The organism is Aminobacter sp. MET-1, from assembly GCF_026521175.1.
In the GTDB taxonomy this organism is placed as follows: domain Bacteria; phylum Pseudomonadota; class Alphaproteobacteria; order Rhizobiales; family Rhizobiaceae; genus Aminobacter.
In genome coordinates this window covers 41462-66843 of record NZ_JAMSHL010000016.1, presented here as the reverse complement: position 1 = coordinate 66843, position 25382 = coordinate 41462, and the positions used below count along the sequence as shown (strand labels likewise).

22 protein-coding genes are annotated in these 25382 nt (G+C 64.6%); 13 read left to right on the top strand and 9 right to left on the bottom strand.

All coding sequences use genetic code 11. The features are described from left to right. Positions 1-7: 7 nt before the first annotated feature. Positions 8-1222 (bottom strand): MFS transporter, encoded by a 1215-nt coding sequence (locus NDO48_RS20815; RefSeq protein ID WP_267322277.1) that lies wholly within the window; start codon positions 1220-1222, stop codon positions 8-10. 72 nt (positions 1223-1294) lie between these two features. Between NDO48_RS20815 and NDO48_RS20810 the strand changes: the two genes are divergently transcribed. Further along, on the top strand, positions 1295-2251 hold the full coding sequence (locus NDO48_RS20810) for an AraC family transcriptional regulator (protein WP_018426107.1): 957 nt from the start codon (positions 1295-1297) through the stop codon (positions 2249-2251). A 3-nt stretch (positions 2252-2254) separates the two neighbouring features. Here NDO48_RS20810 and NDO48_RS20805 read toward each other — a convergent pair whose 3' ends face one another. The 3 genes from NDO48_RS20805 to NDO48_RS20795 form a co-directional block, all read right to left on the bottom strand. Further along, positions 2255-2797 (bottom strand): TIGR02281 family clan AA aspartic protease, encoded by a 543-nt coding sequence (locus tag NDO48_RS20805; protein ID WP_018426108.1) that lies wholly within the window; start codon positions 2795-2797, stop codon positions 2255-2257. A gap of 102 nt (positions 2798-2899) precedes the next feature. After that, complete coding sequence (gene upp / locus NDO48_RS20800) at positions 2900-3526, bottom strand: uracil phosphoribosyltransferase (protein WP_018426109.1); 627 nt, start codon at positions 3524-3526, stop codon at positions 2900-2902. Between the two features lie 102 nt (positions 3527-3628). Beyond that, positions 3629-4603 carry an adenosine deaminase gene (locus NDO48_RS20795; RefSeq protein WP_267322276.1) on the bottom strand — a complete coding sequence of 325 codons (975 nt, stop codon included), beginning with the start codon at positions 4601-4603 and terminating at the stop codon, positions 3629-3631. A gap of 110 nt (positions 4604-4713) precedes the next feature. On the opposite strand from NDO48_RS20795, the gene ubiE reads away from it, so the two are divergent. From ubiE to NDO48_RS20740, 10 genes are all read left to right on the top strand, one after another. Further along, a complete protein-coding gene (gene ubiE / locus NDO48_RS20790; RefSeq protein WP_267322275.1) occupies positions 4714-5490 on the top strand; it encodes a bifunctional demethylmenaquinone methyltransferase/2-methoxy-6-polyprenyl-1,4-benzoquinol methylase UbiE in 777 nt (258 codons plus the stop codon). Positions 5491-5503: 13 nt separating this feature from the next. Beyond that, entirely contained in the window at positions 5504-7078 is a 1575-nt protein-coding gene (ubiB, locus tag NDO48_RS20785) for a 2-polyprenylphenol 6-hydroxylase (RefSeq protein WP_018426112.1), read from the top strand. A 250-nt stretch (positions 7079-7328) separates the two neighbouring features. Then, positions 7329-8546 (top strand): bifunctional phosphopantothenoylcysteine decarboxylase/phosphopantothenate--cysteine ligase CoaBC, encoded by a 1218-nt coding sequence (gene coaBC / locus NDO48_RS20775; protein ID WP_018426113.1) that lies wholly within the window; start codon positions 7329-7331, stop codon positions 8544-8546. A gap of 117 nt (positions 8547-8663) precedes the next feature. Next, on the top strand, positions 8664-9269 hold the full coding sequence (gstA, locus tag NDO48_RS20770) for a glutathione transferase GstA (protein ID WP_018426114.1): 606 nt from the start codon (positions 8664-8666) through the stop codon (positions 9267-9269). A gap of 420 nt (positions 9270-9689) precedes the next feature. Beyond that, the gene (locus NDO48_RS20765) at positions 9690-9779 is read left to right on the top strand and encodes a K(+)-transporting ATPase subunit F (protein WP_040456474.1); all 90 of its coding nucleotides are present in this window, start codon (positions 9690-9692) and stop codon (positions 9777-9779) included. Between the two features lie 34 nt (positions 9780-9813). Beyond that, positions 9814-11517: a potassium-transporting ATPase subunit KdpA gene (gene kdpA / locus NDO48_RS20760; protein WP_018426116.1), complete on the top strand. Its 1704-nt coding sequence runs from the start codon at positions 9814-9816 to the stop codon at positions 11515-11517. 33 nt (positions 11518-11550) lie between these two features. Beyond that, a complete protein-coding gene (kdpB, locus tag NDO48_RS20755; protein WP_267322274.1) occupies positions 11551-13623 on the top strand; it encodes a potassium-transporting ATPase subunit KdpB in 2073 nt (690 codons plus the stop codon). Between the two features lie 11 nt (positions 13624-13634). Beyond that, positions 13635-14204, top strand: a complete 570-nt coding sequence (gene kdpC, locus NDO48_RS20750; RefSeq protein ID WP_026226817.1) for a potassium-transporting ATPase subunit KdpC — start codon at positions 13635-13637, stop codon at positions 14202-14204. A 63-nt stretch (positions 14205-14267) separates the two neighbouring features. After that, on the top strand, positions 14268-16976 hold the full coding sequence (locus NDO48_RS20745) for a sensor histidine kinase (protein ID WP_267322273.1): 2709 nt from the start codon (positions 14268-14270) through the stop codon (positions 16974-16976). Then, the gene (locus NDO48_RS20740) at positions 16973-17665 is read left to right on the top strand and encodes a response regulator transcription factor (RefSeq protein WP_267322272.1); all 693 of its coding nucleotides are present in this window, start codon (positions 16973-16975) and stop codon (positions 17663-17665) included. Before NDO48_RS20745 ends, NDO48_RS20740 begins: the two co-directional genes overlap by 4 nt. A 54-nt stretch (positions 17666-17719) precedes the next feature. Here NDO48_RS20740 and NDO48_RS20735 read toward each other — a convergent pair whose 3' ends face one another. The 5 genes from NDO48_RS20735 to NDO48_RS20715 form a co-directional block, all read right to left on the bottom strand. Then, positions 17720-18358: a Pr6Pr family membrane protein gene (locus NDO48_RS20735; RefSeq protein ID WP_018426121.1), complete on the bottom strand. Its 639-nt coding sequence runs from the start codon at positions 18356-18358 to the stop codon at positions 17720-17722. A 326-nt stretch (positions 18359-18684) separates the two neighbouring features. Further along, a complete protein-coding gene (locus tag NDO48_RS20730) occupies positions 18685-18846 on the bottom strand; it encodes a hypothetical protein (RefSeq protein WP_267322271.1) in 162 nt (53 codons plus the stop codon). Between the two features lie 210 nt (positions 18847-19056). Next, the gene (gene gyrB, locus NDO48_RS20725) at positions 19057-21504 is read right to left on the bottom strand and encodes a DNA topoisomerase (ATP-hydrolyzing) subunit B (RefSeq protein ID WP_018426123.1); all 2448 of its coding nucleotides are present in this window, start codon (positions 21502-21504) and stop codon (positions 19057-19059) included. A 273-nt stretch (positions 21505-21777) separates the two neighbouring features. Further along, on the bottom strand, positions 21778-22347 hold the full coding sequence (locus NDO48_RS20720; protein WP_018426124.1) for an NADPH-dependent FMN reductase: 570 nt from the start codon (positions 22345-22347) through the stop codon (positions 21778-21780). Between the two features lie 106 nt (positions 22348-22453). Further along, entirely contained in the window at positions 22454-23359 is a 906-nt protein-coding gene (locus NDO48_RS20715) for a LysR family transcriptional regulator (RefSeq protein ID WP_018426125.1), read from the bottom strand. Positions 23360-23499: 140 nt separating this feature from the next. On the opposite strand from NDO48_RS20715, the gene NDO48_RS20710 reads away from it, so the two are divergent. Both NDO48_RS20710 and NDO48_RS20705 read left to right on the top strand, forming a co-directional pair. Then, complete coding sequence (locus NDO48_RS20710) at positions 23500-23904, top strand: ester cyclase (protein ID WP_018426126.1); 405 nt, start codon at positions 23500-23502, stop codon at positions 23902-23904. Between the two features lie 67 nt (positions 23905-23971). Then, positions 23972-25342, top strand: a complete 1371-nt coding sequence (locus NDO48_RS20705; protein ID WP_018426127.1) for a cytochrome P450 — start codon at positions 23972-23974, stop codon at positions 25340-25342. The last annotated feature ends 40 nt before the right edge of the window (positions 25343-25382 follow it).

Here is a 25382-nt window from a genome sequence, read left to right as displayed (position 1 = left end):
GCTTCAATCAGTGAGCGTGCTTGCGGCCGAAGCAGGCCACCGCGATTGCCGCCAGCAGCGTCGCCGCACCGCTGTAGATGAAGGCGCTGTTGACGCCGGCATTGTCCACCAGCACGCCGCCGAACACCGCACCCAGCGCGATCGCCACCTGGAAGGTAGCGACCATCAGGCCGCCGGCGCTTTCCGCCTGCTCGGGTGCTGCCCGCACCATCCAGGTCTGCACGCCGACAGGCACCGCGCCGAAGGCGAAGCCCCATGCGGCGATGGCGACGGTTGCCACTCCGGCGGACGACCCGGCCAGCAGGAGCGCCAACGCCGAGACGGCCATCAAAAGGGGAGCCAAGGTTACGGCCGACCTCAGGCTGCGCTCGGCGAGGAAGCCGCCGGCGAGGTTGCCGAAGAAGCCGCCGATGCCGAACGCCAACAGCACCAGGGAGATGGTTTCGATGCCGAGCGCAGGCACCTGCTCGAGGAAGGCGCGGAAGTAGGTGAAGCCGGCGAAATGGCCCGACGCGGTCAGGATCACCAGCAGCAGGCCGACCCGGATCATCGGGTTCTTCGAGACATCGAACAGGGCGCCGAAGCTGGCGATGCCAACCGGCGGCAGCTTGGGCAGCGTGGCGAACTGCACGATCAACGTGACCACGCCGACGCCCGCCGCAAGGATGAAGGCGCTGCGCCAGCCCCAGACGTCACCGACATAGGCCCCCACGGGGGCGGCGCAGACGGTGGCCACGGACACGCCGGTCAGGATGATCGACATCGCGCGCGGCAAGACATGGCTGGGCACGAGCCGCATGGCGATCGCCGCTGACATCGACCAGAAGCCGCCGAGCGCGATGCCGAGCAGCAGACGGGCAAACAAAAGCGACGGCAGGGACCAGGCCACGGCCGCGAGCAGGCTCGACACGACAAGCAGCAGCGACAGTCCGACCATCACATGCCGCCGGTCGATCTTCCGCGTCGCTATCGCCATGGTTGGTGCTGCGATTGCCGCGACGACTGCGGTCGCCGTCACTGCCTGGCCCGCGGTGCCTTCGCTGATGCCGAGGTCCTGTGCCAGCGGCGTCAAAAGGCTTGCCGGAAGAAACTCGGCCGTTACCAGGCCGAACACGCCAAGCGACAGCGATACGACGGCGCCCCAAAGGGGTTCGTCGCGCTCCTCGGGTTTTGATTGCTGGAGCGGGATACCGTCCAATGTTGCGGTCGCGATATCGTTCATGATGGCTCTCCGATTGCGGTGCGGTGCAACATGGGGCTGGCGAATTGGCGTTTCCATGCTAGAAACGCCAGCATGAATGACCATTCGTCCAAACTTGTCGGCGACCCGCTGACCGACATCCTCAGGGGCCTGCGCCTCGAAGGGGTCGAGTATGGCCGTTGGGAGCTGAAGGAGCCGTGGAACATCGAGTTTCCGGCCCAGGCCACGGCGCGATTCTACTTCGTCGGCCAGAAGGCGTGCTGGCTGCGCCAGCCATCAGGCGAGTGGGTGGAGCTTCGCTGCGGCGACGCGGTGCTTTTGCCGCGCGGCGTTGCCCACGCGCTGGCCAGCGAGCCGGGCGCCAAGTCGTCGCCGATCAACGGCTACGAGATCAAGCAGATCTGCGAAAAGGTCTTCTGTCTGTCGAGTGAGGGTTGCCAGCCGGGCACGCTGCTTTTCTGCGGCAGCATGTATTTCAATCTCGACGGCCTCCATCCGCTGCTCGGCATGATGCCCGACGTCATGCGCACCACCGAGCTCGAGGCCCACGATCCCGGCATCACCCATCTGCTCGAAACCATGGCGCGCGAGGTCAGGCTCGAGCGTGTCGGCTCCGGCGGCATCGTCGCGCGTCTGGCCGACGTGATTGCCGCCGTCATCATCCGCGGCTGGGTCGAGCGCGGCTGCGGCGATGCGAGCGGCTGGATCGCTGCCATCCGGGATCCCAAGATAGGCAGGGTGCTGGCTGCCATCCATCTTGAGCCGAGCCGCGACTGGACGGTCGAGGCGCTGGCCCGCATGATGGGCGCGTCGCGCTCGGGCTTTGCCGATCGCTTTGCGTCAATCGTCGGCGAAACGCCGGCGCGCTACGTCACCCAGGTCAGGATGCATCAGGCGAGGCAGTGGCTCGTCCGCGACCGCCTGAGGATTTCGGTCGTCGCCTCGCGGCTGGGTTATGATTCCGAGGCGGCCTTCAGCCGTGCCTTCAAGCGCGTCATCGGCCAGCCGCCGGGGCATTTCAGGGCCTGGGATCAGGCCCAGGGCAACTGAGACTCACTGCACCAGAAGCAGCGCGCCGTTCTCGACCTGGTACTTCTTCAGTCGCGACAGGAAGCTCATGCCGATCAGCGTGCCTGACAGCGCCTTGTCTTCGAGCACGACAACCGGCACGTCCTCGACGGTGATCCGGCCGATCTCCATCCGCCCGATCCGCGCCACTGCTGCCTTGGCCGCACCGTTGGCGGTGTTGACCTCCTGGGTGAAGTCGCCTGGCGCGACATTCACGCCGGCCCGGCGCGCGGTCGAAAGGTTCATGGCGACCAGCGTCGCCCCGGTGTCGACCATGGCGTCGACGGAGCGGCCGTTCAGCTTGAAGGTCGCGGTGAAGTGGCCGCGCATGTCCTGGTCGATCACCACCCGGCGACCGGCTGCAGGGGCGGTGGCTGCACTCACCTCGATCGGCCTGGCGTCGGGCGCAGTGCTGCTTGCACTCGTCCCGAGCAGCGTCTGCACCGTGCCGCCGTGCTTTTCGTAAAGCGATGGCAGCGACGCCGAAGCCGTAGCAAATACGCCGAAGATGATGACTTTACGCAGCATGTGACGCCTCTTGTTCCAGGCGTCACGCTAGCCAGCTCATGGTGTTCGCGGCTTTAACGGCCGGGGCCGAATGCCGATTGCGGTAAACCCGGGGTTAACCGCCTATTTGGTGCCGTACATGCGGTCGCCGGCGTCGCCGAGACCGGGCACGATGTAGCCCTTCTCGTTCAGCGCACGGTCGATCGAGGCGGTAAACACAGGTACGTCGGGATGCGCCTTGGTGAAGCGCTCGATGCCCTCGGGAGAGGCGAGCAGGCACAGGAAGCGTAGGTTGGTGGCGCCACGGCCCTTGAGCTTGTCGATGGCCGCGATCGCCGAATTGGCGGTCGCCAGCATCGGGTCGACGACGATGACAAGGCGGTCGGCGAGGTCGCTCGGCGCCTTGAAGAAATACTCGACCGCTTCCAGCGTCTCGTGGTCGCGATAGAGGCCGACATGGGCGACGCGCGCCGCCGGCACCAGGTCGAGCAGGCCTTCAAGCAGGCCATTGCCGGCGCGCAGCACCGAGGCGAACACCAGCTTCTTGCCCTCAAGCGTCGGCGCTTCCATGGTCTCGATCGGCGTCTCGATCGACTTGGTGGTCAGCTCGAGGTCGCGCGTCACCTCGTAGCCCAGCAACAGCGAGATCTCGCGCAGCAGGCGGCGGAAGCCGGCCGTCGAGGTTTCCTTGTCGCGCATGATGGTCAGCTTGTGCTGGACAAGCGGATGGTCGACGACGGTTACGGTCATGGCTTACGCTCCTGGAACTCGGAAAATTGGCGCCATTCTATCGACTGGCGCGCCGTCGACCAATGACGCGCCAGCGTTGAACCACAGTTTTGTCGGCTGAAATCAGCGTTTGTAGCCGTCCAGCCGGGCCAGCAGCGCCGATTTCGTCTTCCGGTCGACAAAGGCCGCCTCGATGGCCGTCCGCGTCGTTGCCATCAGCGCCTTCTCGTCCATGCCGAAATGCTCTGTCGCGATGTCATATTCGCGCTTCAGGCTGGTCCAGAAATAGGGCGGATCGTCGGAGTTCAGCGTCACCTTGCAGCCAGCGTCGCGCAGCTTGCGGAAGGGGTGCTCGCCAAAACTATCGAACACCTTCAGCGCGATGTTCGACCCGGGGCAAATCTCCAGCACGATGCCTTCGTCGGCGATGCGCTTGACCAGGTCGGGGTTCTCGATGGCGCGCACGCCATGGCCGATGCGCGACGGCCTGATGTGGTCGAGTGCGGCCGCAACACTTTCCCAGCCCAGCAGCTCGCCGGCATGGATGGTGATGCCGAGGCCCGCCTCGCGGGCGATCTCGAAGGCACGCACATAATCCTCGAAGTCGCCCATGCGCTCGTCGCCGGCAACACCGAAGCCGGTCACCAGCGGATGGTTGCACTTGGCCGCGAAACGCGCCGCCGCCTCGATCGATTCGACACCGACATGGCGCACGCCCGTGACGATCATGCGGCCTTCGATGCCGGTCTTGGCCCTGGCCCGCTCCATGCCTTCGCCGAGCGCGTCGGTATAGGCCTTGGGCGACAGGCCCGCCTTGATGGCGTGGTCGGGAGAGGTGAATACCTCGGAGTAGATCGCCCCGTCGCGGGCAAGGCTGGTGAGATAATGTTCCGACAGCCGCGCATAGTCCTCTTCAGTGCGGAAAAGGTCGGCGGCAAAGTCATAGGCTGCCAGGAACGAGGTGAAGTCGTTCCAGACGAAAGACCCGTTCTGGATGAACGGCGTGGGGTCCTTGTCGTATTTCTGCGCCTGGCGGATCACCAGTTCAGGCGCCGCCGCACCTTCTATGTGACAGTGCAGCTCGGCTTTCAAAGGCATATGGTCTTCCTCGTCATGTCGGCGCGGGCGCGGCTGAAAACCGCGCCTCAGACAATAGCGCCGGCTGGTGTGATCGGCTATGGTCCCGCCGGATTTGATTGGACAAGAAAATGTCAGAACAACGGACGACCGCCGCCGGCGGCATGGAAACTTCGTATGGTTTCCGCAATGTCGGCGAGAGTGAGAAGCAAGGCCTGGTCAACGAGGTCTTCCACAAGGTCGCCAACCGCTATGACGTGATGAACGACCTGATGTCCGCCGGCATGCACCGCGTCTGGAAGGACGGGATGGTCGCCTGGCTCAATCCGCCGCGCCGTGCAGGCTGGAAGGTGCTCGACGTGGCCGGCGGCACCGGCGACATTGCCTTCCGCATCGTCGAGGCCTCGCATGACAACGCCCATGCGACCGTGCTCGACATCAACGGGTCGATGCTGGCTGTCGGGCGCGAGCGCGCTGAAAAGCGCGGCCTGGCGCAAAAGACCGATTTCGTCGAGGCCAATGCCGAGGAACTGCCCTTCGCCGACGAGACCTTCGACGCCTACACGGTCGCCTTCGGTATCCGCAACGTGCCGCGCATCGACGTCGCGCTTTCGGAAGCCTATCGCGTGCTCAAGCCCGGCGGCCGCATCATGGTCCTCGAATTCTCCGAGGTCGACATGCCGCTGCTCGACAAGGTCTACGAGGCCTGGTCGTTCAACGCCATTCCGCGCATCGGCCAGGCCGTGACGGGCGACGGCGAGCCTTATGCCTATCTCGTCGAATCGATCCGCAAGTTCCCCAACCAGCAGAACTTCGCGGCAATGATGACCAATGCCGGTTTCGACCGCGTCACCTTCCGCAACTATTCCGGCGGCATCGCGGCCCTCCACTCGGGCTGGAAGCTTTGACGGACGGCGCGCGATGAGCAGTATCGGGGCGTCTTTCCGGCTCGCGCGGGCGGGCTGGGTTCTGGTGCGTGAGGGCGTGGTCGCGGCTCTGCCGGGCGACCAGCTGTCGGGACTGCCGAAATTCGGCTGGCGCGTGGCCAGGCTGCTCACACGTCGCCGGGCCCGCAAAAGCGTCCGCAGCGACCGCTTGGCCAATGCCGTTGCCCGGCTGGGGCCGTCCTATGTCAAGCTCGGCCAGTTCCTGGCGACCCGTCCCGACGTCGTCGGCGACCAGATCGCGCTTGACCTGGCGCTGCTGCAGGACAGCATGGCGACCTTCCCGATGGCGGAAGCGGTCGAGGCCATCGAAGGCTCGCTCGGCCGCAAGGTCGCCGATCTCTACACCAGCATCGACGCCCCGGTGGCAGCCGCTTCGATCGCCCAGGTTCACCCCGCCGAGGTCGCCACTCCGAACGGTCCCCGCAAGGTCGCCGTCAAGGTCATCCGCCCCGGTGTGCGCCGCCGCTTCTTCCAGGATCTAGAGAGTTACTTCCTCGCCGCGCGGCTGCAGGAACGTTTCGTCCCGTCGAGCCGCCGGCTGCGTCCGGTCGAGATCACCGAGACGATGGCCCAGACCACCAAGATCGAGATGGATTTCCGTCTCGAGGCGGCCGCCTATTCCGAACTCGGCGAAAACACCAAGGACGATCCGGGCTTCCGCGTGCCGGAGGTCGACTGGGAGCGCACCGGCCGCGATGTGCTCACCATGGAGTGGATCGACGGCGTCAAGCTCAACGATATCGAAGGGCTGCGCGCCGGGGGCTACGATCTCAAGGCGATTGCCGCAACGCTGGTCCAGTCGTTCCTCAGGCATACGCTGCGCGACGGCTTCTTCCATGCCGACATGCACCCGGGCAACATGTTCGTCGATGCCAATGGCGACATCGTCGCCGTCGATCTCGGCATCTCCGGCCGTCTCGGCAAGAAGGAGCAGCGTTTTCTCGCCGAGATCCTCTACGGCTTCATCACCCGCAACTACATGCGCGTCGCCGAGGTGCATTTCGAGGCCGGCTACGTGCCGCGCCACCACAATGTCGCGGCCTTCGCCCAGGCCATCCGTGCCATTGGCGAGCCGATCCATGGCCAGCCGGCCGAAACCATCTCGATGGCCAAGCTTTTGACCCTGCTGTTCGAGGTCACCGAGTTGTTCGACATGCAGACGCGGCCCGAACTGGTGCTGCTGCAGAAGACCATGGTCGTGGTCGAAGGCGTTGCCCGCACGCTCGACCCGGCCTTCAATATGTGGAAGACGGCCGAGCCGGTGGTCGGCAACTGGATCGCAGGCAATCTCGGCCCGCGCGGTCTGCTGATCGACGCACGCGACGGCGTCGGCGCCTTGCTGTCGCTCGCTCGTCAGGCCCCTGATCTCTCCGCCCGCGCCGAGCGCCTGTCGCGCGAGATTGACGCCATGGCCGAAAATGGCCTGCGCTTCGATGAGGCGACGGCGCGTGCCATCGGCAAGGCCGAAGCCCGCCACACCCGCTCCGGCCGCATCGCTCTGTGGGTCATGGCGCTGACGCTGGTCTACATCGCCTGGCAACTGCTCTGATTGGGCATGACAGCATTGCCAGCAATGCTGTCATTGAATGCGCTGTCATTGAATGGATTGTCCGTCGGCGATATCTCTAGGGTAAGCTAGGAGCCACGCATCGCCGCTTCGGACGCGGTTCGGGGCTAATCTCAACGACTGTTTCGCCTATGCGCTGGCAAAAACCCGGATCCTGCGGCTGCTTTTCAAGAGCGACGATTTCATCCATACCGACATCGAGCCGGCGCTGAAGCCGGTCTGAGGGCCAAGCATGTTCCTTTCCGGCAAGCGCATCCTGCTTATCATCGGCGGCGGCATCGCGGCCTACAAGTCGCTCGACCTGATCCGCAGGCTGCGCGAGCGCGGCGCATCGGTCCGGGCGGTCATGACCTCTGCCGCCCAGGAGTTCATCACGCCTCTGTCGGTTGGCGCACTCACCGCCGACCACGTCTTCACCGATCTCTTCGACCGCCAGGACGAGCAGGATGTCGGCCACATCAGGCTGGCGCGCGACGCGGACCTGATCGTCGTTGCCCCCGCTACCGCCGACTTGATGGCCAAACTCGCCAACGGCCATGCCTCCGACCTCGCCTCCGCCGTGCTGCTCGCCACAGACAAGAAGGTGCTGTTTGCGCCGGCCATGAACCCGCGTATGTGGTCGAACCCGGCGACGCGCCGCAACCGTGCCACGCTGGAAAAGGACGGTATCCATTTCATCGGCCCGATGAAGGGCGAGATGGCCGAGAACAACGAAGCAGGCGAGGGCCGCATGGCCGAACCGCTGCAGATCGTCGGCGCCATTGAGGAACTGCTTGACATCAGGCCGAAGCCCTTGTCGGGCCGCAAGATCATCATCACTTCGGGTCCGACGCACGAGCCCATCGACCCCGTGCGCTACATAGCCAACCGCTCGTCAGGCAAGCAGGGACACGCGCTTGCCGCCTCGCTCGCCAGGCTCGGCGCCGATGTCCGCCTCGTCTCCGGCCCGGTCACCATTCTCGATCCCGCCGGGGTCAAGACAGTCCATGTCGAGAGCGCGCGCGAGATGCGCGACGCCGTCGAGCAACTGTTGCCGGCCGATGCCGCCATCTTCGTTGCCGCCGTCGCCGATTGGCGCACCGCAGCCTCCGCTGACGAAAAGATCAAGAAGGTGGCAGGCGAGGGGCCGCCGGCGCTGCAGATGGTCGAGAACCCCGACATCCTTGCCGGCATCGGCCATCACGCCAGGCGGCCGTACCTTGTCGTCGGCTTCGCCGCCGAGACCCAGGACGTGCTCAGGAACGCGCAGGCCAAGCTCGCCAGGAAGGGCGCCGATTTCATCGTCGCCAACGATGTCAGCCACGAGGGCGGCGTCATGGGCGGCGACCGCAACCGGGTGAAGATCGTGAGCAAATCAGGCGTCGACGAATGGCCCGATTTGCCCAAGGAAGAGGTCGCCGAGCGTCTTGCACAACTGATCGCCGACAGGCTCCGCACCGTCACCGTCTGACCAAACGTTGCGCTGCCCCATCGCGGCGGCGAACATAGTGTTCACCGGATGGTGGCTTGGCCGCCTTGCCCGCGCGTGCGAGGGGAGGGCCGACCACCATCTGGAGTTTTCTACGACATGAAGCTTTTCTATATGCCCGGCGCCTGTTCGCTGGCTCCGCACATCGTTGCCAACGAAGTCGGCATCGACCTCGAGCTCGTCAAGGTCGACGGTAAGACCAAGACCACCGAAACCCAGCAGGATTTCCTCGTCACCAACCCCAATGGCTACGTGCCGGCGCTGGTTCTCGGCGACGGCGAGCTGATGACCGAATCCTCCGTGCTGGTGCAGTACCTCGCCGACCAGAAGCCAGAGAGCGGCCTGATGCCCAAGGCCGGCGACATGGCGCGCTACCGCGTCCAGCAGTGGCTGGCCTTCGTCGCCACCGAGCTGCACAAGGTCTTCGGCGCCTTCTTCAAGCCCAACACGCCCGACGCCACCAAGGAAATCAACCGCGAGCTGCTGGCCAGGCGCCTCGCTTATGTCGACGGCAAGCTCGACGGCCGCGCCTACCTGATGGGCGATGCCTTCACCGCGGCTGATGCCTATCTCTGGACGATCCTCGGCTGGGCCAAGCATGTCGGCATCGACCTCTCGTCCTTCGCCAACATCCAGCGCTACATTGGCACCGTGGCGGCCCGCCCGGCAGTGCAGAAGGCGCTGCGCGCCGAAGGCCTGGCCTGAACCCGGCCTGACTGTTGCCGTCTCGCCTGAGGCGGCAACCTCATACCTGATGACCAGACGGCCCTCCGGCACCCGCCAGAGGGCCGTTTTCTTTATGCAATTCCTATTTCTTTGGTTCCGCCGCGCTCTCGAACCTTAATGCGGTTCTGCCCCAGATTCTCCCTGACATCGACAGTTCTGCCGACGACGCCCGCACCGCTGGCGTCGTTGTGTCGTGCATCGACTTAACGCCCGGCCTGCCGGGACGATTTCAGGAAAGGACCCCGGAGATGGACATCTTCGTACTCGCCATAGGCGTCGTCTTCTTCGCCATGTGCTTCGCCTACGTCAAAGCCTGCGACATCCTCTGAGCATCGGCCCGAAAATCGCAAACGATTTTCGGAAAGCACGATGCGCAAATTCAACAAGCGAGAGCGTCCGATGTTGTTCGATTACATTCTCGGTGGTGCAGTGACCGTGTTCCTGCTCGCCTACCTGACCTACGCGCTCATCCGCCCTGAACGGTTCTGAAGACCGTCCCGCGCATGTTCGGAAAGCATTTGTCATGACAATCAATGGCTGGATACAGATCCTCGTCTTCTGTGGGATCATCATTTTGCTCGTGAAGCCGCTCGGCGGTTACATGTACCGCGTCTTCAGTGGCGAGCGCACGTTCCTCTCCCCCATCCTCGGCCCTGTCGAGCGTCTGCTCTATGGCCTCGCCGGCACCAGCGAGCGCGAGGACCAGCATTGGACCGGCTACGCCGCGGCTATGCTGGCCTTCAATGTCGCCGGTTTCCTGCTGCTCTACATGTTGCAGCGCATCCAGGGCGACCTGCCGTTCAATCCAGCCGGCATGACCGCTGTCCCGCCTGAGTTGTCCTTCAACACCGCCGTCAGTTTCGTCACCAACACCAATTGGCAGAACTACGGCGGCGAAAGCACCATGTCCTACCTGGTGCAGATGGCCGGCCTGACCGTACAGAACTTCGTCTCCGCCGCTACCGGCATCGCCATCGGCATGGCGCTGATCCGCGGCTTCGCCCGTGCCTCGGGCAAGTCGATCGGCAATTTCTGGGTCGATCTCGTAAGAGCCACGCTTTACGTGCTCCTGCCGCTCTGTATCGCACTCACGCTCGCCTATGTCTGGCTCGGCGTGCCGCAGACCACCGGCGCCTATGTCACCGCAACCACTGTCGAAGGTGCCCAGCAGACCATCGCGCTCGGACCGGTCGCCTCGCAGCTCGCCATCAAGATGCTCGGCACCAATGGCGGTGGGTTCTTTAACGCCAACTCGGCGCACCCGTTCGAAAACCCCGACGCCATTTCCAACTTCCTCCAGATGGTTTCGATCTTCGCGCTTGGTGCAGCGCTGACCAATGTCTTCGGCCGCATGGTCGGAAATCAGCGCCAAGGTTGGGCGATCTTTGCCACCATGGGCATCCTGTTTCTGGCCGGCGTCGTCGTCACCTACTGGGCCGAGGCTGCCGGCAATCCGCTCGTCCATGCGCTCGGCATCGACGGCGGCAACATGGAAGGCAAGGAAGTGCGCTTCGGCATCGCCTTGTCGTCGCTCTTCGCAGTCGTCACCACGGCTGCCTCCTGTGGCGCGGTCAACGCCATGCACGGCTCGTTCACCGCGCTCGGCGGCATGATCCCGCTCATCAACATGGAGCTCGGCGAAGTTATCGTCGGCGGCGTCGGCGCCGGCTTCTACGGCATCCTGATGTTCGTCATCATCGCCATCTTCGTCGCTGGCCTGATGGTTGGCCGCACGCCCGAATATCTCGGCAAGAAGATCGAGGCCAAGGAGGTCAAGATGGCCGTGCTTGCTATCCTGTGCCTGCCGCTTGCCATGCTCGGCTTCACCGCGATTGCAGTGCTGATCCCCAGCGCCGTGGCGTCCGTCGGCACACCCGGCCCGCACGGCTTCTCCGAGATCCTCTATGCCTACACCTCGGGTGCAGCCAACAACGGCTCGGCCTTCGGCGGCCTCACCGGCAACACGCCCTGGTACAACATCACCATTGGCCTCGCCATGCTGATGGGCCGCTTTCTGGTCATCATCCCGGCACTTGCCATTGCCGGTTCGCTGGTCACCAAGAAGACGGTTCCCGCTTCCGCCGGCACCTTCCCGACCGACAGCACGCTGTTCGTCGGCCTGCTCGCCGGTGTCATCCTCATCGTCGGTGGCCTCACCTTCTTCCCGGCGCTCGCCGTCGGCCCGATCGTCGAACACCTCGCCATGATCGTCGGCCAGGTTTTCTGAAGCGGTCGCTAGAGAAAAATACGGAGTCTCAACATGAGCACCCATAAACCAGCGGGCCTTCTCGACACCCGCATCCTCCTTCCGGCGATCGGCGATGCCTTCAGGAAGCTCGACCCGCGCAGCCTGGCCAAGAACCCGGTCATGTTCGTCGTCGCGGTCGTCTCGGCTCTGACCACGGTCCTGTTCGTCAGGGACCTCGCCACCGGCGCCGGCGGCCTCGGCTTCTCGCTCCAGATCATCATCTGGCTCTGGTTCACCGTGCTGTTCGCCAACTTCGCCGAAGCCGTCGCCGAAGGCCGCGGCAAGGCCCAGGCCGATTCGCTGCGCAAGGCACGTACCGAAACCCAGGCCAAGCTGCTTGACGGCGACAGCCGTACCGCCTGGAAGATGGTTCCGGGCACCAGCCTCAAGGTCGGCCAGGTCGTTCTCGTCGAGGCCGGCGACATCATCCCCTCCGATGGCGAAGTCATCGAGGGCGTGGCCTCCGTCAACGAGGCCGCCATCACGGGCGAATCCGCACCGGTCATCCGCGAATCCGGCGGCGACCGTTCGGCCGTCACCGGCGGCACCCAGGTGCTGTCGGACTGGATCCGCGTGCGCATCACTGCCGCTGCGGGCTCGACCTTCCTCGACCGCATGATCTCCTTGGTCGAGGGCGCCGAGCGCCAGAAAACGCCCAACGAGATCGCGCTCAACATCCTGCTCGCCGGCATGACGCTGATCTTCGTCTTTGCCGTCGCCACGATCCCGAGCTTCGCCACCTATGCCGGCGGCTACATCCCGGTCATCGTGCTGGTCGCGCTGTTCGTGACGTTGATCCCCACCACCATCGGTGCGCTGCTGTCGGCCATCGGCATCGCCGGCATGGACCGTCTCGTCCGCTTCAACGTGCTCGCCATGTCCGGCCGCGCCGTTGAGGCCGCCGGCGACGTCGACACGCTTTTGCTCGACAAGACCGGCACCATCACGCTTGGCAACCGGCAGGCCACCGAGTTCCGTCCGGTCAAGGGCGTCAGCGAGCAGGAACTGGCCGACGCCGCCCAGCTCGCCTCGCTCGCCGACGAAACGCCGGAGGGACGCTCCATCGTCGTGCTCGCCAAGGAGCGGTACGGCATCCGCGCCCGCGACATGGGCTCGCTGCACGCCCATTTTGTGCCCTTCACTGCCCTGAGCCGGATGAGCGGCGTCGATTTCGACGGCTCATCGATCCGCAAGGGTGCAGTGGATTCGGTGCTTGCCCATGTGAAGTCGATCGCGGCTTCTGCCTCGGGCACGCCGGCTGACAGCGAGGCCGTTCGCAACGTCCAGCAGATCTCCGACGAGATCGCCAAGCTCGGTGGCACGCCGCTGGCTGTCGTGCGTGATGCCCGCCTGCTCGGCGTCATCTACCTCAAGGACATCGTCAAGGGCGGCATCAAGGAGCGCTTCACCGAGCTTCGCCGCATGGGCATCCGCACCGTCATGATCACGGGCGACAACCCGATGACGGCGGCAGCCATCGCAGCCGAAGCCGGCGTCGACGATTTCCTCGCCCAGGCGACGCCCGAAAACAAGCTGGCGCTGATCCGAGAGGAGCAGGCCAAGGGCAAGCTGGTTGCGATGTGCGGCGACGGCACCAACGACGCTCCTGCTCTCGCCCAGGCCGACGTCGGCGTCGCGATGAACACCGGCACGGTCGCCGCCCGCGAGGCCGGCAACATGGTCGACCTCGACTCGGATCCCACCAAGCTCATCGAGATCGTCGAGATCGGCAAGCAGTTGCTGATGACCCGCGGCGCGCTCACCACCTTCTCAATCGCCAACGACATCGCCAAGTATTTCGCCATCATCCCGGCGATGTTCCTGGCCTTCTACCCGCAGCTCGGCGCGCTCAACATCATGGGGCTCACCACCCCGCAAAGCGCCATCCTGTCGGCCATCATCTTCAACGCGCTGATCATCGTGGCGCTCATCCCGCTGTCGCTGCGCGGCGTGAAATACCGCGCTGTCGGTGCTGCCTCGCTGCTCCGCCGCAACATGCTGATCTACGGCCTCGGCGGCATCGTCGTGCCCTTCATCGGTATCAAGGCCATCGACATGGCGATCACCGCCATCGGCCTCGCATAAGGACGTCTTCCATGTTGAAGCAATTGAGACCCGCGCTCGTCATGATCGTAGCGCTCACCGCCATCACCGGCCTTGCCTATCCGCTCGGCATGACCGGCATCGCCCAGGTGCTGTTCCCCAGGCAGGCCAATGGCAGCCTGATAGAAAAGGACGGCAAGGTCATCGGCTCCGAGCTGATCGGCCAGGCCTTCACAGGCGACCGGTACTTCCACGGCCGTCCGTCGGCCGCCGGCGACGGCTACAATGCCGCCGCTTCGTCGGGCTCGAACCTCGGCCCGACCAGCGCCAAGCTCATCGACCGTATCAAAGCCGATGCTGAAAAGCTGAAGCAGACCGATCCCGGCACGCCCGTGCCGATCGAGATGGTCACCACCTCGGGCAGCGGCCTCGACCCGCACATCTCGCCCGAGGCGGCCTATTTCCAGGTCGCCCGCGTGGCCAAGGCGCGCAACGCCGATCCGGCCTTCGTCCGCAACCTCGTCGACCAGCATGTAGAGGGCCGCGAGCTCGGCTTCATGGGCGAACCTGTGGTCAATGTGCTCAAGCTCAACCTTGCGCTCGACGCCGCGATTGCACGCTGACAAGTAAGCGCTGGGGTTCTAACAATGCTGCGAACTCCGGCGCACCCACTGATGCAGGCATAGATGCCAGACGATAGCAGAGACAAGGAGGCCAGGCCTTCGCCGGATGCGCTGCTCGAAACAGCCCAGCGAGAAGGCCGTGGTCGTCTCAAGATCTTCCTCGGTGCAGCACCGGGCGTCGGCAAGACCTATGAGATGCTGATGTCGGGCCGCGCCCGGCTTGCCGATGGCACCGATGTCGTCATCGGCGTGGTCGAGACCCACGGTCGGCGCGAAACCCAGGCGCTGGTCGAGGGCTTCGAGATCGTCCCACGCAAGGCGGTCGACTACAAGGGCCGCGCGCTCGAGGAAATGGACCTCGACGCTATCATCGCGCGTCGGCCGAAGCTGGTGCTGGTCGATGAGCTCGCCCACACCAATGCGCCGGGCAGCCGCCATCCTAAGCGTTACCTCGATGTCCAGGAGCTGTTGGGGCAGGGCATCGACGTCTACACCACTCTCAACATCCAGCATGTCGAGAGCCTCAACGACATCGTCGCCCAGATCACGCGCGTCACCGTGCGCGAGACCGTGCCCGACCTCATCATCGACCGTGCCGACGACGTCGAGATCATCGACCTGACGCCCGACGACCTGATCAAGCGCCTGCACGAGGGCAAGGTCTATGTCCCGACCACGGCGCGACGCGCCATCGAGAACTATTTCTCGCCCGGCAACCTGACGGCGCTGCGCGAACTGGCCTTGCGGCGTACTGCCCAGCGCGTCGACGAGCAGCTGCTCACCCACATGCAGGCCCATGCCATCGAGGGGCCGTGGGCTGCTGGCGACCGTCTGCTGGTCGCTGTCGACGAGCATCCCCGAAGTGCTTCGCTGGTGCGCTTCGCCCGCCGCCAGGCCGACCGGTTGCGTTGCCCATGGGCGGCCCTCCATGTCGAGACCTCGCGCTCGGCCAATCTCGGCGACGCCGACAAGGACAGGCTGGCTGCCACCATGCGGCTTGCTGAACAGCTCGGCGGCGAGGCCGTCACCATTCCCGGCCAGTCGGTCGCCGAAGACATCGTCCGTCATGCCAGCACCCACAACTTCACCCACATCGTCGTCGGCAGGCCCTCGAAATCACGCTGGCGCGAGCTGTTCGACGGCTCGGTCACTCATGACTTGATCCGCCAGGCCGGCAACATCTCGGTCCACGTCACCTCGGGCGCCGAGCAGGATGCCGCCCTTGCCGCCCGCAACATCAAGACCGCAGCCCAGGGACGCCGCCTCGACCCTTGGCCCTATGTCCTTGCCACTCTTCATCTGACGGGTGCGCTGGCCGTTGGCTTTGCGCTCGACAAGTTCCTCGATGTGCGCTCCATCGCGCTCGTCTTCCTCATGGCGGTGCTGACCTCGGCGGTCACGCTCGGGCTGTGGCCGGCACTCTATGCCTCGGTGCTCAGCGCCCTGGCTTACAACTTCTTCTTCTTGCCGCCGCTCTACACGCTCACCATCGCCGATCCCGAAAGCGTGGTGGCGCTGCTTTTTTTCCTCATCGTCGCGGTGATTGCTTCCAACCTCACCGGCCGCGTCCAGCGCCAGGCCGCCGCCGCGCGCGAGCGGGCGCGCATGACCGAGGACCTCTATCTCTTCGCCAAGAAGCTCGCCGGCACCGGCACGCTCGACGACGTGTTGTGGGCCACCGCCTTCCAGATCGCCTCGATGCTGAAAGTCCGCGTCGTGCTGCTCCTGCCGGAAGATGGCACCATCGCCGTCAAGGCCGGCTATCCACCTGATGATACGCTTGTCGATGCCGACATTGCCGCCGCCAAATGGGCCTGGGAGCACAACCGCGCCGCCGGCCGCGGCGCCGACACTTTGCCAGGCGCCAAGCGGCTCTATCTGCCACTGCGCACCGGCCGCATGGCCGTCGGCGTCGTCGGCCTCGACAATGACCGCCAGGGTCCGATCCTGACGCCCGAGCAGCAGCGCCTGTTCGACGCGCTGGCCGATCAGGCCGCCGTTGCAATCGAGCGCATCCAACTCGTCGCCGATGTCGACCGTGCCAAGCTCGCCGTCGAGGCCGACCGGCTGCGTTCGGCGCTGCTCACTTCGATCTCGCATGATCTCAAGACGCCGCTCGCCGGCATCATGGGGGCGGCGGGCACGTTGCGTGAATTCGGCGGCGCGCTGCCGGAGGAGGGCAGGGAGGAGCTGGTAACGACCGTCGTCGACGAGTCCGAGCGGCTCAACCGCTTCATCGCCAACCTGCTCGACATGACCAAGCTCGAGTCGGGTGCGATGGAGCCCAACTACGCGCTTCACTATGCCGGCGACATCGTCGGCTCGGCGCTGCGCCGCGCCGCCAAGATTACGGCAGAGCACAAGACCGAGGTCGACATGCCAACCGACCTGCCGATGCTCAAGGTCGACCCTGTGTTGTTCGAGCAGGTGCTGTTCAACCTGCTCGACAACGCCGCCAAATATGCGCCCGAGGGTTCGCTGATCCGCATTCGCGGTTGGGCCGACCATGGCTCGGTTGCCCTCCAGGTCATGGACGAGGGCCCCGGTATTCCTCAGGCCGATCTGGAGCGGGTCTTCGATACGTTCTACAGAGTCCGCAAGGGCGACCATGTCCGTGCAGGCACCGGTCTCGGCTTGTCGATCTGCCGTGGTTTCGTCGAGGTCATGGGCGGCGCCATCGTCGCCTCCAACAGGACGGACCGGCCGGGCGCGGTGTTCACCATCACCATGCCGGTGCCGCCGGAGGCATCGAGGCTCGAAGGATTGGCATGAGCAACGCCGGAGTGAAGATCCTCGTCGTCGATGACGAGCCCCCCATCCGCAAGCTGCTGCGCGTCGGGCTCGGCACGCAGGACTACACCGTCGTCGAGGCGCCGGCGGCCAAGCCGGCGCTGGTCATCGCCAAGGCCGAGAAGCCCGATCTCATCCTGCTCGACCTTGGTTTGCCCGACATGGCCGGCCATGATCTGCTTGCTGCATGGCGGGCGGAAGGGCTTTCGGTGCCCGTCATCATCCTGTCGAGCCGCACCGACGAGGCCGGCATCGTCAAGGCGCTGGAACTCGGTGCCGACGACTATGTCACAAAACCCTTCGGCATGAACGAACTCATCGCCCGCATCCGCACGGCCTTGCGCCACCGGCTGCAGCAGCAGGGCGAGAAGCCGGTATTCCAGACCGGCGATTTGTCGGTCGACCTGGTCAAACGCATCGTCCGGCTGGCCGGCCAGGAGGTGAAGCTTTCACCCAAGGAATACGACATTCTGCGCGCTCTGGTGCAGCATGCCGGCAAAGTGCTCACCCATCGTTTCCTGCTCGAACAGGTCTGGGGCGGAGGCGCCGATGTGCAATATCTCCGCGTCTATGTTCGCCAGCTCAGGCAGAAGATCGAAAAGACACCCGACGAGCCGCAATACATCACCACCGAGACCGGCGTCGGCTACAGGCTGCGCGAGCCCGACTAGGGCAGTTCCAATAAAGGTGTGAAGCGCTTTCCGTCTGGATTTCGGAAGAGCGATCTAGGCCGTGGTCCGCGCAACACCGCGCCAGCTTGCCAGCAGCCGGTCGATGCCGACAAGCATGATCGCCACGACGATAAAGGCAAGGGCGAGCAGCGTGATGCTGGTGACGAGTTGCTGGCTGCTCAGCGTCTCGGGATTGAGGAACCAGTAGGCGTACCAGCCGTCGGCCGCACCCCTGACAAAGGCATAGGCGCAATAGGCCAGCGGCGGCACTGCTGCCCACAGCGCGTCGCGCCAGCGCAGCCTGCCGTGGTCCCACACGAGCCAGGTCAGGAAAAACAGCACCGGCGTCACGTCGTGCAGCCCATGGTCGGCGACGGCCTGCCAGCCGGTCGGTTGCCAGATCGCCCGCAGCGCCACCGAATAGACAAGGCCACCGAACACAATCGCCGCCGCCGTCACCAGCCGCGACCGCGGTCCGGCAAGGTGGCTGGTTGGGTTCGTCACCATGGCGCTGGCCACCACCGCGGCCATCAGGTTCATGATGATGGTGAAAAAGCCGAAGAACCGCCAGACCGCCTCGATGAGCGATGTTCCGTTGCTCGTCATCTGGGCGACAAGCAGCACGAACTGCAGCCCGAGCGACGCCCAGGCAGCGATTGCGGTGATGATGGCGATGCCGCGCCGGAGGGTCAATCGAACTGTTCCTGCTGTCTACGGTGCTAAGCTACAGCGATAATGTACTATCAGAAGCCAGGACCAAACAGTTTTACATCCCAATGGCTTAATGGAATGAAACTGGGTGCATGGAGAGCCTAAATGAAGACGTTAGCAGCGGCGATCACAGCCGTTGTGGTAGGTGACTAGGCGGGCTCTCTACGCTCCGGGCAGCCAGCCACCCGGATTTATTGGGTGCTGCAGCAACGCTGCCTCCGTTAATTATCTCGCGATCCGCCTTGATAAGGGTATTGAATAACTGGCGGAGTGGTCGTTTTGGTGCCGATGATGTCCAGCGATGGGCTTCATTTGTTCGGCGTGGTTACGTATCGGGGAATACCAGCGCTGCGGCGTACCCAATTGACATCGACTACGATGCGGTCGACGAAGAATTGATCGTGCAAATCATCGGGCGATTTGACCAGATTGGAGACATAATTGACGGGACCGTCGACGGTGATGAGCAAGAAGCTATGCTTGCCATTCTAGAGGCATAAGCATTTGCTTGGATATTGTTAGGGCAACTGGTCGGATTGCAACCTGAGAGAACCCAAGCGCGAGCCGTTGATTTCGAGCGCACACGATCTCGCGCCCCGTGTCTCACCAGACCTCAGAAACACAATCGCCCCCTCCGCTGAGCGAAAGGGGCGAAAGATCAGATGTTCAGCCTGCTGCGATCAGACGTCCAGGTTCGCCACGCTCAGCGCATTTTCCTGGATGAAGTCGCGTCGCGGCTCGACCTCGTCGCCCATCAGGCGGGCAAACAGCGAGTCGGCGTCAGTCGCGTCGGTCACCTGTACCTTCAGCAGCGAGCGCACGTTCGGGTCGAGCGTGGTTTCCCACAACTGCTCGGCGTTCATCTCGCCCAGACCCTTGTAGCGCTGCATGGTCAGGCCCTTGCGGCCTGAAGCAAACACTGCGTTCAAGAGCGCCAGCGGCCCTGCCAGGGTCTCCGAATTTTCCTTGCGGCGCAGCAAGGGCGGCTGGGCGTAGAGTTCGGTGAGACGGCCGGCAAACCGGTCGAGCGCGCGTGCGTCGGCCGAGTTGATCAGCGCCATGTCGAGATGGACGCTTTCCTTGACGCTGCGCAGCGTGCGTTCGAACACATAGCCGCCGGAACCGTCATTGTCGGTCGAGATATGGCCGGTCCAGCCGCGCTCGATGTCCTCGGAGATCAGGTCGAGGCGCTGGGCGATCGTTTCGGCCATCGCCTTGGCGCGGCCGAGGTCGCTGAAGATGTCGGGGTTGAGCGCGCCGGCGATTGCCGCCTGCTCGACCACCGGGCGCGAATAGCGCGTGTGCAGACCGTCGATCAGCGTGCGCACGCCGAGCGCGTCGGTCACCGCCGCCCGAAGATCCTGGCCGCTGCGCACTTCGCCGGAGGCAAGCGTCAGCGTGGCTTCGTCTAGGCCGACATCGACCAGATAGTCCTCGAACGCGGTCTCGTCCTTGAGGTATTGCGAGCTCTTTCCGCGCGTCACTTTGTAGAGCGGCGGCTGGGCGATATAGAGGTGCCCGCGCTCGATCAGCTCCGGCATCTGGCGGAAGAAGAACGTCAACAGCAGGGTACGGATGTGGGCGCCGTCGACGTCGGCGTCGGTCATGATGATGATCTTGTGATAGCGCAGCTTGTCGGCGTTGAACTCGTCCTTGCCGATCGACGTGCCTAGCGCCGTGATCAGCGTGCCGATCATGTCGGACGACAGCATGCGGTCGAAGCGGGCGCGCTCGACGTTCAGGATCTTGCCGCGCAAGGGCAGGATCGCCTGGTTCTGGCGCGAGCGCCCGCTCTTGGCCGAGCCGCCGGCGGAGTCACCCTCGACGATGAAGATTTCGGACTTGGCCGGGTCGCGTTCCTGGCAGTCGGCAAGCTTGCCGGGCAGGGAGGTGATGTCGAGCACACCCTTGCGGCGGGTGAGTTCGCGTGCCTTGCGTGCCGCCTCGCGCGCGGCTGCGGCTTCCACTACCTTGGCGATCAGCGTCTTGGCTTCCGCCGGATGTTCTTCGAGCCAGGTGCCGAGCGCCTCGTTGACCAGGCTCTCCACCACCGGGCGGACTTCCGAGGACACCAGCTTGTCCTTGGTCTGCGACGAGAATTTCGGATCGGGAACCTTGACCGAGAGCACCGCCGTCAGGCCCTCGCGGGTGTCGTCGGCGATGATCGAAACCTTCTCCTTCTTGGAGGTGCCGGAGGTTTCGGCATAGCCCGTCACCTGGCGCGTCAGCGCGCCGCGGAAGCCGGCGAGATGGGTACCGCCGTCGCGCTGGGGGATGTTGTTGGTGAAGGCCAGCACGTTCTCGTGGTAGCTTTCGTTCCACCACATCGCCACTTCGACCGTGATGCCGTCGCGCTCGGCCTTGATGGCAATTGGCTTGTCGATCAGCGGCTTCTTGGCGCGGTCGAGATATTTCACGAATTCGATCAGGCCGCCGTCATAAAGCAGCTCCTGCACCTTCACGTCGGCATGGCGCTTGTCGGACAAAACGATGCGCACGCCCGAGTTCAGGAAGGCCAGCTCGCGCAGGCGGTGTTCCAGCGTGCCGTAGTCGAAATCCACCATGGTGAAGGTCTCGGACGACGGCAGGAAGGTCACTTCCGTGCCGGTCTCGTCGCCGGCCTCGCCGACCACCTTCAGCGGCGCGACCGCATTGCCGTGGTTGAAGGTCATCTCGTGGATCTCGCCCTTGCGGCGAATCCTGAGCTTCAGCCACACCGACAGCGCGTTGACGACGGACACGCCGACGCCGTGCAGACCGCCCGAAACCTTGTAGGAGTTCTGGTCGAACTTACCGCCGGCATGCAGCTGCGTCATGATCACCTCGGCGGCGGAAACGCCTTCCGAGGGGTGGATGTCGGTCGGAATGCCGCGGCCGTTGTCGGTCACGGTCACCGAGCCATCCGGATTGAGCGACACCGTCACCAGCGTGGCGTGGCCGGCCAGCGCCTCGTCGATGGCGTTGTCGACGACCTCATAGACCATGTGGTGCAGGCCCGAGCCGTCGTCGGTGTCGCCGATATACATGCCCGGACGCTTGCGGACGGCATCCAAGCCCTTCAAAACCTTGATGGAATCTGCGCCGTATTCGGCCTCGGCGCCGGGAAGGTTCTCGGACTGGTCGCTCATGAAAATCTTTCGTCTGACTGCCGCAGGAGGACGCGGCAAAATCGGCCCCGAATCGCACGCCCGTTGGTCCCCAAGATATAGGGGTTAAGTGTGGTTTTTCCAAGTTTTACCGGGCTTTTGGGCGGGGATAATGGGCTCCCTGCGGGCCAGTCGCGATCACCGTGCGAGCGATGATTGCGGGCCGTGAAAACGATGCCGTCACCGACACGGCAGGCAAGGTCTTCCGGGTGGCCGGTTGCCGCCCCGATGATGCACCGGCGCGGCAAGGGCGTATCAGGCGGCGCGCAGCGGCTTCAGCGCTTCGCTCCAGCGGTGCAGCTCGTCCAGCATCGTCCTGGCGCTGTCCTTGACCAGGTCGTTGGCCTTGAATTCGCCGCCCTCGTCGAGGTGCTGGGCAAAGGCCGGGATCGCGATCGCCTCGGGGATCGGCATGATCTTCAGCGTCGTCAAAAGCATCTTTTCCGACTGCACGGCACGCAGGCCGGCCGAGACGCCGCCATAGCTCAGGAAGCCGGCCGGCTTGTAGTTCCACTCGCGCGCCAGGTAGTTGACGGCGTTCACCAGTGCGGGCGCCGCGAAGAAATTGTACTCCGGCGTCACGAACACGAAGGCGTCGCCGGCCTTGATCGCCTCGGACCACTTCTTGGTGTGTTCGTTCTCGTACTGGCCGAGACGCGGATGCTTGGGTTCGTCGAAGATCGGCAGGCCGAATGCCTCGATGTCGGTGATGACGGGTTCGAATTTGCCGTGTTCACATGCATAGGCTTCGAGCCAACGGGCGAAAACGGGTCCGACGCGGCCGGGGCGGGTGCTGGCCACGACGATGTTGAGCTGGTGTTTCAAGATTTCAGTCCTTGGGCAGTTCGGGGGAGCAGGTATCAAAAGGTGACTGGTGGGACATAGTCGCCCAAACCCTCCAGTGGCAAGGAGGCACCTGGAGGTAACCGCATCACATCTTGGTAATCGCCCTGCTGATCAGCGCCTGCTTGGCGGTGATCTCGGCCACCAGCAAATCCGCCACCGACCGGATCAGCGGGTCGTTGCGCCGGCTTTCGTGCCAGCACATCCAGAACGGGCTCGGAAAGCTGCCGAGCGCTTCGCAGCGCACGAGAAGGGTCGAACCATGCACCGCCACCGCCGGCAGCGCGGCGAGCCCGAGACCGGCCTCGGCAGCGGCCAAAAGCCCGGGCAGCGAGTTGGACCGCAGCGCGATCCGTACCGGGTCGGCTTGCCTTTCCAGCAGCGCTACAGGTCCCGCGACAGCGATGGCGCCTTCGCCGGCAACGACGGGAAAGCGGGCGATGTCGGCCTCGTTCTCTGGCATCCCTGAGGTCTCGGCCAGCGATCTCGCCATGTAGATCGCCCACACGGAGTCCGGCAGCCTGCGCCTGACGATGTCGTCGCGCTCGTCGGCGCCGCCGGCGCGAAGCGCGATGTCGGCTTCGCCCTTGCCGAGGTCGAGCCTTTTGTCGGTGGCGATGATCTCGGTAGCGATTTCAGGATAGGTCGCGCGCAGCCGCGAAATCGCCGGCGCCAGCAACAGGCGCGCGGTCAGCTCCGTACCGGTGATCCTGACCTTGCCCGACAGCGTGCGCTTGCGTGCTTCTACCCTCTCTTCCAGCCTTGCCGCGGCCTCCTCCGTGGCGCGGGCGAGGTCGAGCACGGCGCGCCCTTCGCCGGTCACGCTGTAGCCCGACTGCCTGCGATGGAATAGCCCGATGCCGAGCGCGTCCTCAAGCGCCTTGATGCGCCTGGCGACCGTGGTCTGGTTGACGCCGAGCGCGCCGGCAGCCTTCAGCGTCGAGCCGTGGCGGGCAGTGGCGATCAGGTAGCGCAGGTCGTTCCAGTCGAACATCGCCTATTCTGCACTTATGCAGAACCGTTCGGCAAGGGGCGCAGTTACCTGACCATCGGCCGTCGCGGTAAACCGGCGCCGAACCGCAGAGAAACTCAACCGCCATGCCGTCACGCCATGCTTGCCCTGGAGACCGTCACATGCTGAACCCCACACCCGCCAAGGCTGTCGTGCGCGCTTATGTCGAGGCGATGAACTCAGGCGATTTCGCGTCCTTGACCTCGTTGTTCGCGCCCGAGGCCGTCATCCATGGGGTGCTTGGCCATGGTTCGCTCGAGGTCGCCCTGCCCATCTGGCGCGAGCTGCACGAGTGCCTGGCCATGCGCCTCGAGATCACCGACATGGCCGAGGAGGGCGAAAGCGTCGTCGTCCGCTTCCGCGAGACCGGCAAGTCGATCGCGCCGTTCCGCGGCATGCCGGCCACCGGCAAGAGCTTCGAGGTGACAGCCATCGAATGGTTCACTGTCGTCGATGGCCGCATCGTCGAGCGCTGGGGCGTGCGCGACAGTAGCGTCCAGGCCCGCCAGCTCGGCTGGAGCGCCTGAGGTTAATCCATCCGTCGCATGGACGGCTGCTTCCCCCGCACCTACATTGCACAGGGAGGCAGAATTGATGGACAGCAGGCCCGAACCCTTCATACCGCCGGCGCCGACGCCGCGCACCTCGCCGCCGTCGACGCTGGAGATGATGCGGATCGTTTACCGCAACCCGCTCGAATTGTGGGGCGAACCGTCCTACAACGAGCCGTGGATTTCGGTGAACGGCATCGGCGGCCCGCTGGTCATCGCCAACGATCCTGGCCTTATCCGCCACGTGCTGGTCGACAACGCCAAGAACTACAAAATGGCGACCGTCCGCCAGATGATCCTCAGGCCGATCTTGCGCGACGGGCTTTTGACCGCCGAGGGCGATGTCTGGAAGCGCTCGCGCAAGGCCATGGCGCCGGTCTTCACGCCGCGCCACATCTTCGGCTTCGCCCGGCCGATGCTTTCCCGCACGCTCGATTTCGTCAAGCGCTACGACGATGCCGCAGGCGCTGTCGACGTCGCCCACGACATGACCATGCTGACCTACGAGATCCTGGCCGAGACACTGTTTTCGGGTGAGATCGCCGGCGAGGCCGGCAGCTTCGCCCACGAGATCGACCGGCTGTTCGAGACCATGGGACGCGTCGATCCGCTCGACCTCTTGCGCGCGCCCGAATGGCTGCCGCGCATCACCCGCCTCCGTGGTCGCAAGACCATGGCCTATTTCCGCAAGATCGTCACCGACACCGTGGCGATGCGCAGCGAAAAGCTGGCCCGCGATCCCGACGGTGCGCCGGAGGACTTCCTGACGCTGCTGCTGCGCGCCGAAGGCCCCGATGGCTTGTCACGCCAGGAGATCGAGGACAACATCATCACCTTCATCGGCGCCGGCCACGAAACCACGGCACGAGCGCTCGGCTGGACCATCTATTGCCTGGCGGAGGCCACCTGGGAGCGCGACCGCGTCGAGCGCGAGATCGACGCGGTGCTGAGGCGCGAACCCGATCCTGTCAAATGGCTCGACGCCATGCCCTATACCCGCGCTGTCTTCGAGGAGGCGCTCAGGCTCTATCCGCCGGCGCCGTCGATCAACCGCGAACCCATCGCCGATGACGAGTACAAGGGGCTGAAAATTCCCCGCAAGGCCCAGGTGCTGGTCATGCCCTGGACGGTGCATCGCCACCGCAAGCTGTGGGACAAGCCCGAAGCCTTTTTGCCCGAGCGCTTCCATCCCGAAAACCGCGACAGGATCGACCGCTACCAGTATCTGCCCTTCGGCGCCGGCCCGCGTGTCTGCATCGGCATGAGCTTTGCCATGCAGGAGGCAATCATCGCGCTCGCCGTCCTGCTCTCCCGCTTCCGCTTCGACACCGTCGCTGAGACAAGGCCATGGCCAGTGCAGAAACTCACCACCCAGCCGCAAGGCGGCTTGCCGATGCGAGTGACACGGCGCTGACGCTGCGTCCTCCCCCAAGCGAGGACTGGGGGAGACCGTT